The following is a 14,657-nucleotide window of genomic DNA, read 5'->3' as shown; positions in this document are numbered from 1 at the left end:
CCCGCATCGGCAAGGGTGAACAATCGAGAACCGAAACCGGTGGATGAATCCGAACCATGTGGACAACTGTCAACCGATCTTGACGAACGAGCGCGTCCTCAGCGCGGCAAGCGCTTGAGCGCCCGAAGACCGAGCGTCAGCGACGCGGTCCAAGCCCGCGACGGGATGCCCCGCGCGGGCCGTAGTGGCACGTACCGCTGCGTCGCGATGGTCTGGGCCTCGGTGTACTTCAACAGCCCCTCCGCCCCGTTCCGCCGCCCCACCCCGGACTCGCCCATGCCACCCATCGGCGCGTCCAGACTGCCGAAAGCCGCGCCGAACCCGTCATTGACATTCACCGTGCCCGCGTGGACCCGAGTGGCGACCTCTTCCGCCGCCCGGGAATCACGCCCCCAAACGCTCGCGTTGAGCCCGTAGCGAGTCCGATTCGCCATCTCGACCGCAGCATCCACCTCGGAATACCCGTAAATCGACACAACCGGCCCGAAAGTCTCCTCCGCGAACAACGTCATCCCGTCGCGCACATCGGTGAGGATCGTCGGCTCGTAGAACAGCGGCCCCACGTCCGGCCTCGCCCGTCCGCCGGTGAGCAGCGTCGCGCCCTTCTCCACGGCGTCGGCGACATGTGTCGAGACCGTCCCCAGTTGCTTCTCGGACGTCAACGAACCCATGTCCACGCCATAACCCAAATCGGAACCGAGCCGAACCGCCGAGGTTTTCGCCACGAACGCGCGTGTGAACTCTGCTCGAATGCTCGAATGCACGTAAATGCGTTCCACCGAAACGCACAACTGCCCCGCCGACGAGAAGCACGCCGTCACCGCGCCCGCCGCCGCGCGTTCGACGTCCGCGTCCGGCAGCACGATCATCGGGTTCTTGCCGCCGAGCTCCATCGAGAAACCGGTCAGCAGCGCCGCCGCCCGCGCCGCGAGCCCCTTGCCCGTCGCGGTCGACCCGGTGAACCCCAGGTAGTCGGCTTCCTCGATCAACGCGGTGCCCACGTCCTCCCCGCGACCCAGCACGATCTGCCACACGCCGTCGGGCAGCCCCGCGGCCGAGGCGAACTCGTGCAGCCACAGCGCGGAGAGCGCCGTCTGGTTGTCCGGCTTCTGCACCAGCGCGTTCCCCGCGATCAACGCCGGGATGGCGTCCATGCCGGTCAGCGCGAGCGGGTAGTTCCACGGCGAGATCATCGAGATGACGCCCTTGGGGTGGCGCACCTCGGTGGTTCGCGTGAAGAACGGGAGTGTGCCGGCCCTTCGGCGCGGTGCCAGCAGACCGGCCGCCCGGCGCCCGTAGTAGGCGGCGGTCATCGCGGTGACGGCGATCTCGTCGTACGCGTCAAGGCGGGATTTGCCGGTTTCCACCTGCATCAGGTCGAGCGCCTCGGCCTGGCGGTCGAGAATCAGGTCGTGCAGACGCAGGAACACCTGCTGCCGCTCCCGCACCGGTGTCGCCGCCCAGTCGACCTGGGCCCGCCGCGCGCGCTCGAACGCACGCCGTACGTCGGCGTCCAGGCACTGCGGCAACCCGGTGATCGGTTTCCCGGTGAACGGCGCCGCCATCGTCACTGACTCCGGCCCCGGCACGGCGCGGGCCGCCAACTCCGCCCCCCTCGCCGCCGTCGGTGCGCCGGGGACCGTGCCGATCGTGCCCATGAAAGCTCCTCCACTCGCGCCGGAGCCCTCATGTTACTTCCGAGTAGGCCACTGCTCCAGTGGCACCGCGAACCGCCCTCAGGCGGCCGCGGTCTCGGACGACTCGGCGGTCCGCTCGGGAGCGTCCACTGAGATCGCGACGCGGAGCAGGTCGTCCTCGCGGCGCACCGCCACCGGCAGACCCGCGGCGTTCGCCGCCCGGGTGAACCCCGCCTCGGCGGGCATGCACCAGGCGATCATCCGGCGGTGACCGGCGGCCCGGCCCAACACCCCCAGACGGGTGATCATCGCGGTACCCAGGCCCTGCCGCTGCCAGGAGTCCTCGACCAGCACCGAGATCTCCGCCTCGGCCGGGTCGTTGGTGCGGATCAACTGCGCCATCGCGACGACCTCGGTGCCGCACAGCGCCAGCAGCGTCGTACCGCGCGGGGGCTGCAGGAGGCGGTGCAGCCAGCGGCGGGGGAGGGTGCGCAAGCCCGCGTGGTAACGGGTGAACAGGGTCTGCGCCGAGCAGCGCGAGTGCAGGTCGTTGACCGCGTCGGCGTCCGCCGGGGTGCCCGGGCGCAGCACGATTCCCGCGCCGGTGCCGGTGATCACGGCCGTGGGCGCGGTGACGTCACCCGCGACGAGTGCCTCGGACAGCGCGGCCACGCGGGCCAGCTCGACCTCGGTGAACGGGGCCCAGCCACGGCGGGCGACGACGGTGAGGTCGTCGGTCAGCGGGAGTACGACGCGGTGGTCGTTCTGGTCGCCGAAGCCCGTCGCGGTGTCGACGATGGTGACCGAGTCGGCGTCCAGCACGGTGCGCACGGCGTCCGCGACGGCCGCCGGATCGCGCAGAGCGGCCGCGGTGACGCGCAGGGCCGCGGTCGTGTGGTCGACCAGGTGCCGGGTGTCCGCGCGCGCGATACCCAGGCAGCGGCCACCCTCGGCGCGGATGTCGTCCACCAGGTCGGCGGGCGCGTGCCCGGGACCGGTGCGCACCACGATCTCGTCCACGACCCCACCGGGCACCGGGAGCACGGTCAGCGCCAGGACGTTGCAGTCGCGCGCCGCGAGCCGGGTGGCGACGCGGGCGAGCGCGCCGGGCCGGTCGTCGAGGCGCACGCGCAGCCGCCAGGTCGTCGGGGTGCCGGGGGTGGTCGGGGAATTTCGCATGGGTTCCAGGGTCGGGCAGAACTGTTGCCGGACGGGTGCCGGTGTGTTTCGTTCGCGTGAGCATTCGGGACAACCGCGTGACGGTGCGCACGGCGGAACCGCGCATGGCCGCCGTGTGAGCAGTGCGCGCCGCCGTCCCCATCTGCTGCCCGATCGGCCACCCGACCCGACCGCGCCGCGGCATAACGTCGTGGTTCCTCTCGAGCGGCGATGGCGAGGCACACATGACCGACGTCCCCGACCCGCGCCACACCACGGCGCGCTACCGCTACCGCCTGCCCGGCACCCCGGTCGCGACCGCGACCGTCGACATCGGACACGTCGCGGTGACCGTGGAACTCGGCCTGGCGGGCGACCTCGACGTCACCACCGCCGCTCCGGATGCCGCCCAGCCGCCGACTGTCGCACCGGTGTCCGGCGGCCCCGTCCTGAACGACAAGTCGGAGGACGACCGCGAGGCAGCTCCGGTCGGCACCCGGGTGCGGGACCGCGTGGCGGCACGGGACGACGCGTTGGCCGCCGTGCGCGAGGTCGGCGCCAGCGTCATGGTCGGTGGGGTCGGCTCGCCGCGCCCGCGGATCACCGCGGGCGCCGGACACCGCTTCCAGCAGACCGGCAGGCGCTTCCGCAACCCCGACACGGTCGAGCACGAGGGTGAGTGCGCGATCGACTTCACCCACGAACGCGTGCGGGTACGCGGCCGCGCCCGGTTCCGCCTGACGGTCTCGGCCACGACCGACCGCGACCGCCCCGACGCCCGCACGTGGCTGACCCGCCACGAGCACGAGCGGTCCGCGATCGGCATGGTCGTGCTGGTCGCGGTTCCACCCGCGCCGGACGCCCTCGCCCCGGCGCGCTGACCTGCGCCGCTGATACGCCTGCCTGGCCACAGCCCCGGAGTTCCGTCCTGGATGAGAACCGCGCGGACTCGCCAGGAAGCCTGCGCCGGGAACACCGGGTCGAAGAATAGCCGCGGGCACCGACAAAACCGGGTGTCCGCACGTGGAACAGCGGTTTCGGGTGCGCTCCGCCCGATCGAGGTCGGGCGGAGCACAGGGTCCCCGGCCGTTCCAGGCGTCAGTAGCGCAGCAGGTCGGCGCCGTAGCCCTCGCCCATCTCGTACCGCTGGGTGAACGAGGCGAAGTCCTGCCACGACTCGACGCCCGCCCCGGGCGGCCACGGGTCGAAGACGTGGATCTCCGCGCCGTTGGCGCCCTGGCGGATGCCCGCCACCACGATGATGTGGTATTCCGCCCCCGGCACCGGTGTCCACAGCGGACCGCTCTCCGCCAGCACCTCCGCCCAGCCCTGCTCGGTCCAGCAGGCGCAGTACACGCTGCTCATCCCGACCTGCTTGCCGATCGGCTCGGCCTCGGCCCACGTCTTGCCCTGGTGGTCGACCCCGGCCTCCGCGCACAGGCTCTCGACCGTGTAGTTCTGACCGCGGGCGTTGAGGACCATGACCATCGACGCCGCCCAACACGTCGTCTCGTCCGGTTGGCTCAGCAATTCCACCGGGTAGTCGATGTCCTGGAAGCCCGTCTCGCCGCCACCACCGCCACCACCACCGTCACCGCCCCCGGTCTCGCCGGTCTCGCCGGTCGCGCGGCCCAGCAGCACGTCCCAGAACCGGCTGTCCACGCGGTCCCCGGAGGAGAGCCCGTTCTGGTCGGCGAAGTGGCTGACCGCGCCCGCGGTCGTGTCGTCGAACTCGCCGCTCTCGCCGACGACGCCCTGCTGGTAGTGGTGGTTGAGCATCTGCTGCAGGTAGGCCACCCACTCGGAACTGTCCCCGGGCGCCAGGTCTGGCTCGTCTGCCATGTTTCCTCCTCTAGCCACCGACATCCACTGTGGACACGGCGATGATCGATCCGGTAGGCTGGTCCACGGGGTCGTGGCAGGTCCGGACGATGTCGTTGGCTCGTGCGGCGCATTTGCCGTTGATGAGCACGGTCGCGCTGCCGGTGGTGATCGTGCCGCGGTTGGTGGGTTGCTTCTGGAACGTCGTGGGCGGCGGTGCCACGTGCGGTGGCGTGTTCTCCGCGGTCGACCCCACGACCGCCGCGGGTTGCCCGCAGATCAACACATCGCGGCTGCACCCGTCGGTGATGATCCCGGTGAACGGCAGCGGTGTGGGTGTCGGCACCGGCCCGCCCGCGGACGGCACCAACAGGATGTGGATGTCCGTGCCCACCACCCGGTCGCCCATGCGCGCCGCGGGGGTCACGAGCGCACCCACCGCTTGGCGCCCGCCGGTGCCAGCGGTCCGCGCGGCACGTCCTGGCCGGACCGCAACGCGATCCGCTCGGCGGGCGGGGCCAGTTCGGTGTCGGTATCGGCGAGCAGAGCGGCGCTCGCGGTGACCACGAACGCCGCGCGCGCGGGCATGCCCAGGTTCGTCCACAGCTCGCCCGGGTCCGCGTCGGCCACCGCGAGGAACACCGGCTCGCCCGCGACCGCGAGCTCGCCGGCCAGGCAGCCTTCGGGCACGGTGTCGGCGAACAGCACCGCGCGCAGCGCGCGGTCGAGCAGCATGTGCTCCTCGCCGACCTTCTCGGCGCGCGCGGTGACCAAATAGGACAGCTCGCACCGCCGGGTCGGCCCGCGCCGGGACAGCACCGCGCCGCGCTCGTCACGTACCTCGGCCCAGCCCGCCTCCCGCCCCCTCGGGTCGCCGCGCAGTCCGAACAGGAACAGGTCGACGACCTTCGTCGGTCGCTCGGTCTGCCAGGTCGGCTTCGGCGGGTCGAGGCGCACCGCCGTGCCTTCCGGCAGTGCCCGGCCCAGCAGCACGCACAGCGCGTCGTCCACCTCGGTGATCACGGCAGCCAGTGTCGGGCGCCGGTGGACCGGCGCGCACCGGTCCGCCGCCCGCGCCATCGGTGCCGCCCGGGCCGCCCGAAGGGGCGTCCCCGGCCGCCCCCGCCCCCGCCCCGCGGCGACTGCGGCCGACCGGCGCCGCGCACCAAGCTCAGGGCCGAAGCCCAGCTACCGCAAGGTGAGGGAGAACCGCAGATGGCCAGCAGCTACCTCGCGCCAGGTGTCTACATGGAGGAGGTGTCCTCGGGCTCGCGGCCCATCGAGGCCGTCGGCACCGCGGTCGCCGCCTTCGTCGGTTTCGCCGAGCGCGGCCCGCTGCACCAGCCGGTGCTGGTCACCAACTGGACCCAGTTCAAAGCCGCCTTCGGTGACTTCGTCGCGGGCAACTACCTGGCGCACGCGGTCTACGGCTTCTTCCTCAACGGCGGCGGATCCGCCTACGTCGTGCGGATCGGTGGCGCGAGCGCGGGCGAGAACGGCGAGGTCGTCACCGGTCCCGTCGCGGTCGCCGAGCTGCCCGCCGCCGACGGGCAGCCGCCGCTGGTACTCGCCGCGCGCTCGACCGAGACCGCCGACCTGACGGTCGAGGTCGCACCGGCGGGCGAGCCGGGGGAGGACACCTTCAAGCTGGTCGTCAAGCGCGCGGGCGAACCCGTGGAGACCTTCGACAACGTCACCACCAAGCGCGGCACCAACAACGTCGCGACCGTGCTGCGCCAGCAGTCCAAACTGGTGCAGGCCGAGGAAGCCCGGGGCCGCGCGCTCAGCGCGCCGCGCCCGGGGGAGATCGCGCTCGCCGCACCCGCTCCCACCACACTGCCCGCCAAGATCGAGACGGGGGAGTACATCGGCGACTCCGCCGACCGCACCGGGTTCGCCGGGTTGGAGGCCATCGACGAGGTCACCATGCTGTGCGTGCCGGACCTGATGGCCGCCTACCAGCAGGGCGCGCTGACCCTCGACGACGTCAAGGCCGTGCAGCTGGCCATGATCGCGCACTGCGAGCTGATGTCGGACCGGGTGGCCGTGCTCGACACCCCGCCCGGCCTCAAGGCGCGCGAGGTCGCGGACTGGCGCACCGACGTCGCGGGCTACGACTCCCGCTACGCCGCCCTGTACTGGCCGTGGATCAAGGTCGCGGACCCGGTGGCGGGCAAGCAGGTCTTCGTGCCGCCGAGCGGTCACATGGCGGGCATCTGGGCGCGCAACGACACCACCCGCGGCGTGCACAAGGCACCGGCCAACGAGGTGGTGCGCGGCGCGGTCACGTTGGAGCTCAACATCACCAAGGGCGAGCACGACCTGCTCAACCCGCTGGGCGTCAACTGCGTGCGCTCGTTCCGCGGGCAGGGCATCCGGGTGTGGGGCGCGCGCACGCTCTCCAGCGACCCGCAATGGCGCTACCTCAACGTCCGCAGGCTGTTCAACTACGTGGAGAAGTCCATCCTGCAGGGCACCAACTGGGTGGTGTTCGAGCCGAACGACCCCAAGCTCTGGGACTCGGTCCGCCGCACGGTCACCATGTTCCTGCGCCGGGTCTGGCGCGACGGGGCGCTGTTCGGCAAGCAGCCCGCCGAGGCGTTCTTCGTCAAGTGCGACGCGGAGAACAACCCGCCGGAGAACCGGGACGCCGGGATCCTCACCGTGGAGATCGGCATCGCCCCGGTCAAGCCCGCGGAGTTCGTGGTCTTCCGCATCTCCCAGTTCGCCGAGGGCGCGGGCCTCGAAGAGTAACCCCACCACCGGAAAGGATCGGCCATGGTCGCCGGACTCAGCTCGAGCCAGCCCAACGACGCCCTCACCGCGGCGCGGTTCTCCATCACCATCGACGGCTACGAGATCGCCTCGTTCTCCGAGCTCCAGGGCATCACCACCGAGGTCGAGCCCGTGGAACTGATGGAGTCGACCGACAAGGAGGTCGTGCTCAAGAAGCTCCCCGGCAAGACCAAGCCCGCCACGCTGGTGCTCAAGCGCGGCAAGAACTCCAGCATGGAGCTGTGGGCCTGGCACGAGGCGGTCCTCAACGGCGACATCGTCGCCGCCCGCAAGAGCTGCTCGCTGGTCATGTACGCCACCGACGGCAAACCGGTCGCCCGCTACCACCTCGAACACGCCTGGCCGGCCAAACTGGAGATCGGCGCGCTCAAGGCGGGCTCCAGCGAGGTGCTGATGGAGACCGTCACCATCGTCTCCGAGCGGATCCAGCGGGTGTCGGTGTGACCGCCCTGGCCGAGGGCGCGGTCGGCCTGCGCACGGAGTACCCGTTCACGCTACCCCGCGGATACGTCGATGAGCACGGCCGAGTACACCGCGACGGCGTGATGCGCCTTGCCACCGCGCGAGACGAGATCACGACCCAGACCGACCAGAGAGCCCGGCAGAACCCAGCGTACCTATCGGTGTTGCTGCTGGAGCGGACCGTCACGACATTGGGTGACCTGCCCGCGGTGGACACCTTCGTGGTGGAGAACCTCTTCGCCTCGGACCTGGCGTTCCTGCAGGACCTCTACCGCCGGATCAACACCGACGGGCACACCCAGGTCGCGGTGCGCTGCCCGCATTGCGACCAGGGCTTCGCGGTGGACATCGCGGGCGATGTGGCCGGTGGTGCCCCGGGGGGATCCTGACGTACGCGGCCGACCGGTTGTGGGAGGAGGTCGCGTACGTGGCGTACTACCTGCACTGGGCCTTCGAGTCCATCTTGGACCTCGAGCACCCGGTGCGGACGCGGTTGATCACCGAGATCGGCCGCATCCACAGCAGACAGCTTGAGTGAACCACCCGAGGAGACCACGGATGCGCTGGCCGTTCCGCCGCGAGGCGCCCGCCCGGCGGGAACCCGTGACCGCGCCCCCGGTCGTCGAGCGGGCGCGGGGTGAGTGGGTGCTGCTCCCACCGCTGCGCACGGCCACTACAGGCCAGGCACCGCTGACGGTTGCACCGGCCTTGGGGTCGGAGCCGTTGCGAGGCACGATGAGTTCGGTGCTCGCCGGACCTGGGATCCACCGGGTGCGAGTGGTCTCGCCTACCGATGAGCGTCCTGGAGAACCCGCGGCACGCGTGGAAGGCCTGGTGACCCCGCTGCCGGTGGGTGACCGCGCGCGGATACGCCACGACACGGATTTGCCCGGTGGCACGCCGTTGGTGGGCAGACCGGTCGTGGGTGAAGTGGTCGAGGTGTCCGCGTTGACCAAGGCGACCTCGGACTACGTCGGTGAGCCCCGGGTCGCGGCCGAACCCTACCGCGCCCCCGGGTGGATGAGGTACGTGCCGGACTGGGTCACCCAGGCGCAGACAGGCGGAGTACCGGAGTCGCCCACACCGCAATCGTTTGCACCCGTGGAGGAACCGAAACCGAAGCCGGTGGAGCTCGCCGTGCGACGCGACCGCCCCCGGCCGTCTCTGGGGGAGAGCAGACGGCTGGGCCTCGGCGCGCCAATCTCGCGCAAACCGGATCCGGTCGGTGATGCGGCTTCCGTGGAGGAACCTCCCGGACAAGGGGAGCCGTCACTGTCGGTGGATCCGGTGACCCCGCCGACCGGCACCGAGACGTCCGGCTCGTCCTCGAATGACCGCGCGACCGCATCGGATCCTGGCAGAACAGACTTTGCCCACGGCGTGGCGGAAGCAGTCGAGGCCTCCCGAGGTGTGGACGCCGCCGCGCCAGATCGCACTGAACCCACGCCGACCACCGACACGAAGCCGAGCGAGGCCTCCGGTCTGCACCAGGTCACGGCAGCCGTGGTCAGCGTCGAACCCGGTACGAACCTGATCTACGACCGGCACGCGACCGAGAGCGTGGAGAGCGGCACTACCTCGAGCGAACCGACTGCGGCCCTCGGAAACAACGCGCCGCCAGTGGCACCCGACCCCGTACATGTCGGATCCGGCGGCTCGGCCTCACGACACGATGCCCGTCCCGATTCACCAGGCGTTGAAGGCGCCACGGCCGTACAGGCAGGCGCCATCGGCGCCCGGACCGGAGTGCCGGGCGCTGCTGGAGGTGCCCCAACGACCCCGCTGGTGCACGGACTGCGCGGCGTACCCGCCAAGATCGACGCGAGCCGTCCGCAGGGAATGCCCACGGGAGTCGTCGTCACCCGCCCCCCGGCCGAGTTGGTGGACGCGTTGAGGAGGCGGCATCGGATAGATGTCGCCGACGTGCCCGTCTACCGGGGTGCCCGCGTAACCGCCGCCGCCCAGGCCAAGGACGCCCGTGCCTTCACCACCCAGGGTGCCGTCTTTCTACCGGACACCCACGACAATCCGCAGACCCGCGGGCTGCTCGCCCACGAGCTCGTCCACGTCGCCCAGCAGCGCGCCCACGGCCACGCACTACCCGCCGAGAACACCCCCGCCGGACAGCTGCTGGAAGCCGAGGCCCAAGCCGCCGAACGCTGGTACGCGGGGGAGGCGGGCGCCGTCGAACCCACCATCTCGATCACCGGACACGCGACCGACCTGGTCCACCCCACGAAAAGCTTCACGGAGACCCAGGCGCAGCACGCCAGGCGGTCCCGAGTCGACCCGAAACCCTCGTCCGCCCTCGACCCGGATACCCGCGCGGAGGTGGGCCAGATCGCCGAGCGGTCCGCGCGCCGGGTGGTCGAGGAATGGACCAACCCCGTGCTGGAACGGCAACGCGCCCAAGCGTCGGAGAAGCCCACCTTCAACCGTGACGCCCGGCGCGTCGAGCTGACGAGGGAACTGCTCACCCGCCTGAACGACGAACGCGCCGACGACGATCCGGTCGAACTCGACGGCTTCGACCTCGACCGCATCGAACACCTGCTGGACCTCGAGGAACGCGCCGCGGGCAACCGGCCCGCGACCAGGACCGCGAGATCTCCGCAGCGCCCCCGGAAGACACCGCCGGGTGAGGTACACGAGCCGGTCGAGCAGAAGTTCTCCCACCGCCTCATGCAAGCCCTCGCCGGCCAGGACCCGCGCAGCGGCTTCATGGGCATTCACGGCGTCCGACCCTCAGACGACGAACACGGTCGACGGCAGACCCGTGAGAAGGCACAGAGCACACAGCCTGACGCGGTACAGAAGAAGAAGCCGACTCAGGTTGACGAACACCAAGACGAGGAGCGGGGAGCAGACCAGGTCTTGGCGGACATCGGTCTCGTCGGCCACGACTTCCGCTCCTCGCTCAACCCGAAGAACTGGTTCGAGCCCAAGCCGAAGGCCACCCCCAAGCCCCAGCAGCCCGACCAGGCCGAGGACGCGGACGAGATCGACATCGACCGCCTCGACCTCGACGAGCTGTCCACCCGGCTCTACGACCGGCTGCGTTCCCGGCTGCGGATGGAACTGCTCATCGACCGCGAGCGGGCGGGCCTGCTCACCGATTTCCGCTAGGAGGCGTGATGCTCAGCGACAGCAGCAAGATCGGTCTGAGCAACCGGTTCGTCGTCACCGTGCAGAACATGGAGATGTACAACCTGGGGAGCTGGACCAAGGCGGACGGCCTCGACGTGGCGTGGGACGTCGCCGAGTACCGCAGCGGCGACGGCGGCAACGACCGCCTCTACTTCCCCGGCAACACCAAGTACACCAACGTCAAGCTCTCCCGCGCGGTCTCCGAGGAGACCAGCGCCGTGCGGGACTGGCTCAACAAGAACTCGTGGGAGCACAAGCTCTACATCGGCACGATCGGCCTCTTCACCTCGCACCTGGAGGACGGCCCCATCACCGAGTGGGAGCTGCGGGACGTGATCCCGGTGAAGTGGGCGATCACCTCGATGGACGCGGGCGCCAGCCAGGTCGCCGTGGAAACCCTGGAACTGGCCCACCGCGGGTTCCTCGAGGACCAGCGCAAGCTGGTGGGCTGACCCATGGTCGCGCTGCACAGCGCCGAGACCCAGCTCGCGCTCACCACCCGCTTCCACGTCGCCGTCGACGGCGTGGACCTCGGCGGCTGGGCGCGGTGCCAGGGCCTGCAGGTGAAGTTCAACCCCGAGCTGATCAACGACGGCGGCAACTACGAGTACGAGGTGATCCTGCCCGGTCGCGTGCAGTACCCGAACGTGACGCTCACCCGCGCGATGAACGCGCCCGACACCGCCCGGGTGCAGGCGTGGCTGCGTGACCGGGTCAGCGCGTGGATCGGCGCGGACAGCAGCGGCGACGGCGGCACCGCGCAGATCACGCTCTTCGACGCCCGGGCCGGGGTGGTGGCGGCCTGGCAGTTGCGCAACGTCTACCCGGCCACCTGGAAGGGGCCGGACCTGGACGCGATGACGTTGGGGATCGCCACCGAGACGCTTGAGCTCGCGCACGAGGGATTCCTGTGACCACCACAAGAGTACACGCGCAAGGGAGGTCGTGATGGTCCTCGGTGCAGCACTCGGCTTCGCGGCCAACGTCGGGATCACCGCGGGACTGGCGGGCAGCCAGTTCCCGGCTTCGCTGCGGTGCACGACGTTGCCCCACGTCGGCTTCGTGCCTTTCGACTTCAACCCCACCACCATCACCATCAAGCGGACGAGCAAGGTGGGCAAGACGGCCTCGCCCGGCGGCGGCAAGGGTGATTCGGGCACGGTACGGCCGACCACCAAGAAGGTGGACGGCGGGACCATCACGCTCGCGGAGATCGTCTTCGAGGGCAAGACCACCAAGCTGCGCTGTGACACGCTCCTCGGCTGGATGTCCCCGGACTCCGGGTTCCTGGGTCAGGTCCTCTCCATGGTCACCGGGCAGAACCTCAAGACCGAGCCACCCGAGCTGACGTTCCAGTACGGGCCACCGATGGTCGGCTTCGTCTACACCGTGAAGCTCTCCGGGTGCACCGTGAAGTACACCCGCTTCACCGGCGCGGGTATCCCGGTGCGCGCCCTGGTCACGATGGAGTTGACCCGGGTCCCCACGCTCCTCGACTCCCTGCCGCAGAACCCCACTTCCGGTGGACAGCCCGGTCGTCGCAGGCACACCGTCGCCGAAGGCGAATCGCTGCAATCCATCGCCACGGCCAACTACGGCACCCCCGCGGCGTGGCGGCGGATCGCCGAGGTCAACGGTATCCAGGATCCCATGCGCGTCCGTCCTGGAACGACTGTCTACCTGCCCAACCCGCAAGAGCTCCAGGAGGCGTAGGTGCTCGAAGGTCTGCTCGGCGGCAAGAGCGCGGCCCTGGTCTGGCCGTCGATCCGGGTCGGCATGGTCGGTCTCCCGCTCAACCCCTTGGCCATGCCCAACCTGGTGCGCGCCGTAGTGGACACGCACCTGCACCTGCCGGACATGTTCGAGCTGATCTTCGCCGACGACGAGGGGAACATCGTCTCCACCGCCGGACTGGACATCGGCACCACGGTGAAAATCGCGGCGGGTCGCGCGGATGACAGCGGAACCAGTACACTGATCTCGGGCGAGGTCACGGCCATAGAGGCCATTTGCCAAGACGGACTCATCTTCTCTGTGGTGCGCGGGTACGAACGCGCGCACCGGCTGCAGCGCGCCAAACGCACCCGGACCTGGCTGGGTAAACGCGACAGCCAGATCGCCACGGACATCGCCCGGGCCGCGGGTCTGCGCGTCGGCGACGTGCAGACGACCCGCACCGTGCACCAGCACCTCGCGCAGGTCGCGCAGACCGACTGGGACTTCCTGACCCAACGGGCCCGCGAGATCGGCTTCGAGACCGGCGTCGAGGGCGGGGAGTTCTTCTTCCGCCGCGCGTCCGGGCGCCCGGCGGGTGGCGCGCTGGGCGGAGTCGCGGGTGCCGTGGCGGACGCGGCGAAGAGCATCTTGGGCTTGAGCACCAAGCTCGTGTTCAAGGACAACCTGCTCACGTTCCTGCCGCGCGTCACCTCCGCCAACCTCACGCCGGACGTCGAGGTCCGCGTGTGGGACACCAAACGCGCGCGAGTCGCCGTCGCGGGCAACCGGGTCATGACCGGCACCGCCGAACTCGACGACGAACCCGGCGACCTGGCCAGGGACGCCACCCGGGGCATGGTCCCGATCCCCGCGCTGCCCCCGCCGGTGCTGAACCCGGGCCTGGCTTTCGTGCGGCCGCCGAGCACGACCGCGCACCTGGTCGTCGACCGGCCCGCTGGTCGGGGGCCGAGCGCCGACGCGGCCGCGAAGGAGATCGCCGAAGGTGTGGCCGACCACGTCGGCAGCGTCTTCGCCGAGGCCGAAGGCGACGCGCTGGGCGACCCCGCGATCCAGGCGGGCGCCGAGGTGGAGATCGGTGGCGTACCCGAGAAGTTCGTCGGCACCTGGGTCATCACCAACGCGCGGCACGTCTTCGACGCCGAGGAGAACGGCTACCACACCCGGTTCTGGGTGAGCGGACGGCAGAACCGCAACCTCCTCGGCCTCACCAACCCGCCCCAGCGCCCGCAGGAGTTCACCGGTCTGGTGTGCGGCGTGGTCACCAACGTGCAGGACCCCGAGCAGAAGGGCCGGGTCAAGGTCACCCTGCCGTGGCTGGCGCACAACTACGAGTCCGACTGGGCCCGGACAGTCCACATCGGAGCGGGTAAGCGCAGCGGACCGCTCTTCCTGCCGGAAGTCGGTGACGAGGTGCTGGTCGGCTTCGAGTTCGGCGATGCCCGTCGGCCGTATGTGCTGGGCGGCCTGCTCAATGATACCTGCTCCTTCGGGCACCTGGGCACCGCCGTGGCCGCCGGAACCATCAACAAACGCGGCATAGTCACCCCTTCGGGGACGCGGCTGCTGTTCACCGACCGCGTACTGGCCCCGGCCCCACCCACCGAGTCCAAGATCGAACTCGGTACCGCGGACGGGAAGACCGGGTTGAGCGTCGACCAGGTCGGCGGCACCGTCACGCTGTCCTGCGCCCCCAGCCCACCGGCCAGCCGCAACCCCGTGGGCTCGCTGACCATCGAGTGCGGCGGCGCCGGGACGGTCACCATCCGCGCGGGCGCGGGCGGGATGAAGCTGGAGTCCGAGGGGACGTTGGAACTCAGCGGCAAACTGGGTGTGCGGATCACGAGCCCCGGGGTCACCGAGGTCAAGGGCTCCATGCTCAAGCTCAACTAGGAGGGTCGG

General features: G+C 70.5%; 15 protein-coding genes. 10 read left to right on the top strand and 5 right to left on the bottom strand.

The window, feature by feature from the left end; all coding sequences use genetic code 11:
• Positions 1-98 precede the first annotated feature (98 nt).
• Together V5P93_RS26835 and V5P93_RS26830 are read right to left on the bottom strand one after the other, a co-directional pair.
• Positions 99-1,658, bottom strand: coding sequence for a succinic semialdehyde dehydrogenase (locus V5P93_RS26835; RefSeq protein WP_104479721.1), 1,560 nt, complete (start codon positions 1,656-1,658; stop codon positions 99-101).
• 78 nt (positions 1,659-1,736) lie between these two features.
• Positions 1,737-2,816, bottom strand: coding sequence for a GNAT family N-acetyltransferase (locus V5P93_RS26830; protein ID WP_104479722.1), 1,080 nt, complete (start codon positions 2,814-2,816; stop codon positions 1,737-1,739).
• A gap of 224 nt (positions 2,817-3,040) precedes the next feature.
• Between V5P93_RS26830 and V5P93_RS26825 the strand changes: the two genes are divergently transcribed.
• On the top strand, positions 3,041-3,676 hold the full coding sequence (locus V5P93_RS26825) for a hypothetical protein (protein WP_104479723.1): 636 nt from the start codon (positions 3,041-3,043) through the stop codon (positions 3,674-3,676).
• A gap of 217 nt (positions 3,677-3,893) precedes the next feature.
• Here V5P93_RS26825 and V5P93_RS26820 read toward each other — a convergent pair whose 3' ends face one another.
• Genes V5P93_RS26820 through V5P93_RS26810 form a run of 3 tightly spaced genes read right to left on the bottom strand, consistent with a single transcriptional unit; the run spans position 3,894 to position 5,639 of the window.
• On the bottom strand, positions 3,894-4,637 hold the full coding sequence (locus tag V5P93_RS26820) for a papain-like cysteine protease family protein (RefSeq protein ID WP_104479724.1): 744 nt from the start codon (positions 4,635-4,637) through the stop codon (positions 3,894-3,896).
• A 10-nt stretch (positions 4,638-4,647) separates the two neighbouring features.
• Positions 4,648-5,043: a PAAR domain-containing protein gene (locus V5P93_RS26815; protein ID WP_245931324.1), complete on the bottom strand. Its 396-nt coding sequence runs from the start codon at positions 5,041-5,043 to the stop codon at positions 4,648-4,650.
• On the bottom strand, positions 5,040-5,639 hold the full coding sequence (locus V5P93_RS26810) for a Pvc16 family protein (protein ID WP_104479782.1): 600 nt from the start codon (positions 5,637-5,639) through the stop codon (positions 5,040-5,042). The genes V5P93_RS26815 and V5P93_RS26810 overlap by 4 nt, the downstream gene beginning before the upstream one ends.
• Before the next feature lie 192 nt (positions 5,640-5,831).
• On the opposite strand from V5P93_RS26810, the gene V5P93_RS26805 reads away from it, so the two are divergent.
• The 9 genes from V5P93_RS26805 to V5P93_RS26765 all read left to right on the top strand — a co-directional run bounded on the left by V5P93_RS26805 (position 5,832) and on the right by V5P93_RS26765 (position 14,648).
• Positions 5,832-7,370, top strand: coding sequence for a phage tail sheath subtilisin-like domain-containing protein (locus V5P93_RS26805; protein ID WP_104479725.1), 1,539 nt, complete (start codon positions 5,832-5,834; stop codon positions 7,368-7,370).
• Between the two features lie 24 nt (positions 7,371-7,394).
• Positions 7,395-7,856, top strand: coding sequence for a phage tail protein (locus V5P93_RS26800; RefSeq protein WP_104479726.1), 462 nt, complete (start codon positions 7,395-7,397; stop codon positions 7,854-7,856).
• The gene (locus tag V5P93_RS26795) at positions 7,853-8,263 is read left to right on the top strand and encodes a hypothetical protein (RefSeq protein WP_104479727.1); all 411 of its coding nucleotides are present in this window, start codon (positions 7,853-7,855) and stop codon (positions 8,261-8,263) included. Before V5P93_RS26800 ends, V5P93_RS26795 begins: the two co-directional genes overlap by 4 nt.
• On the top strand, positions 8,197-8,412 hold the full coding sequence (locus V5P93_RS26790) for a DUF6760 family protein (protein WP_104479728.1): 216 nt from the start codon (positions 8,197-8,199) through the stop codon (positions 8,410-8,412). The genes V5P93_RS26795 and V5P93_RS26790 overlap by 67 nt, the downstream gene beginning before the upstream one ends.
• A gap of 1,247 nt (positions 8,413-9,659) precedes the next feature.
• Positions 9,660-11,000: a DUF4157 domain-containing protein gene (locus tag V5P93_RS26785; protein ID WP_181043537.1), complete on the top strand. Its 1,341-nt coding sequence runs from the start codon at positions 9,660-9,662 to the stop codon at positions 10,998-11,000.
• 8 nt (positions 11,001-11,008) lie between these two features.
• On the top strand, positions 11,009-11,473 hold the full coding sequence (locus V5P93_RS26780; RefSeq protein WP_104479730.1) for a phage tail protein: 465 nt from the start codon (positions 11,009-11,011) through the stop codon (positions 11,471-11,473).
• Positions 11,474-11,476: 3 nt separating this feature from the next.
• Positions 11,477-11,935, top strand: coding sequence for a phage tail protein (locus V5P93_RS26775; protein ID WP_104479731.1), 459 nt, complete (start codon positions 11,477-11,479; stop codon positions 11,933-11,935).
• 34 nt (positions 11,936-11,969) lie between these two features.
• The gene (locus V5P93_RS26770; protein WP_104479732.1) at positions 11,970-12,734 is read left to right on the top strand and encodes a LysM peptidoglycan-binding domain-containing protein; all 765 of its coding nucleotides are present in this window, start codon (positions 11,970-11,972) and stop codon (positions 12,732-12,734) included.
• A complete protein-coding gene (locus tag V5P93_RS26765) occupies positions 12,735-14,648 on the top strand; it encodes a phage baseplate assembly protein V (protein WP_104479733.1) in 1,914 nt (637 codons plus the stop codon).
• The last annotated feature ends 9 nt before the right edge of the window (positions 14,649-14,657 follow it).

It is taken from the genome of Actinokineospora auranticolor (assembly GCF_041897805.1).
In the GTDB taxonomy this organism is placed as follows: domain Bacteria; phylum Actinomycetota; class Actinomycetes; order Mycobacteriales; family Pseudonocardiaceae; genus Actinokineospora; species Actinokineospora auranticolor.
This window is presented reverse-complemented; position numbering and strand designations above follow the sequence as displayed.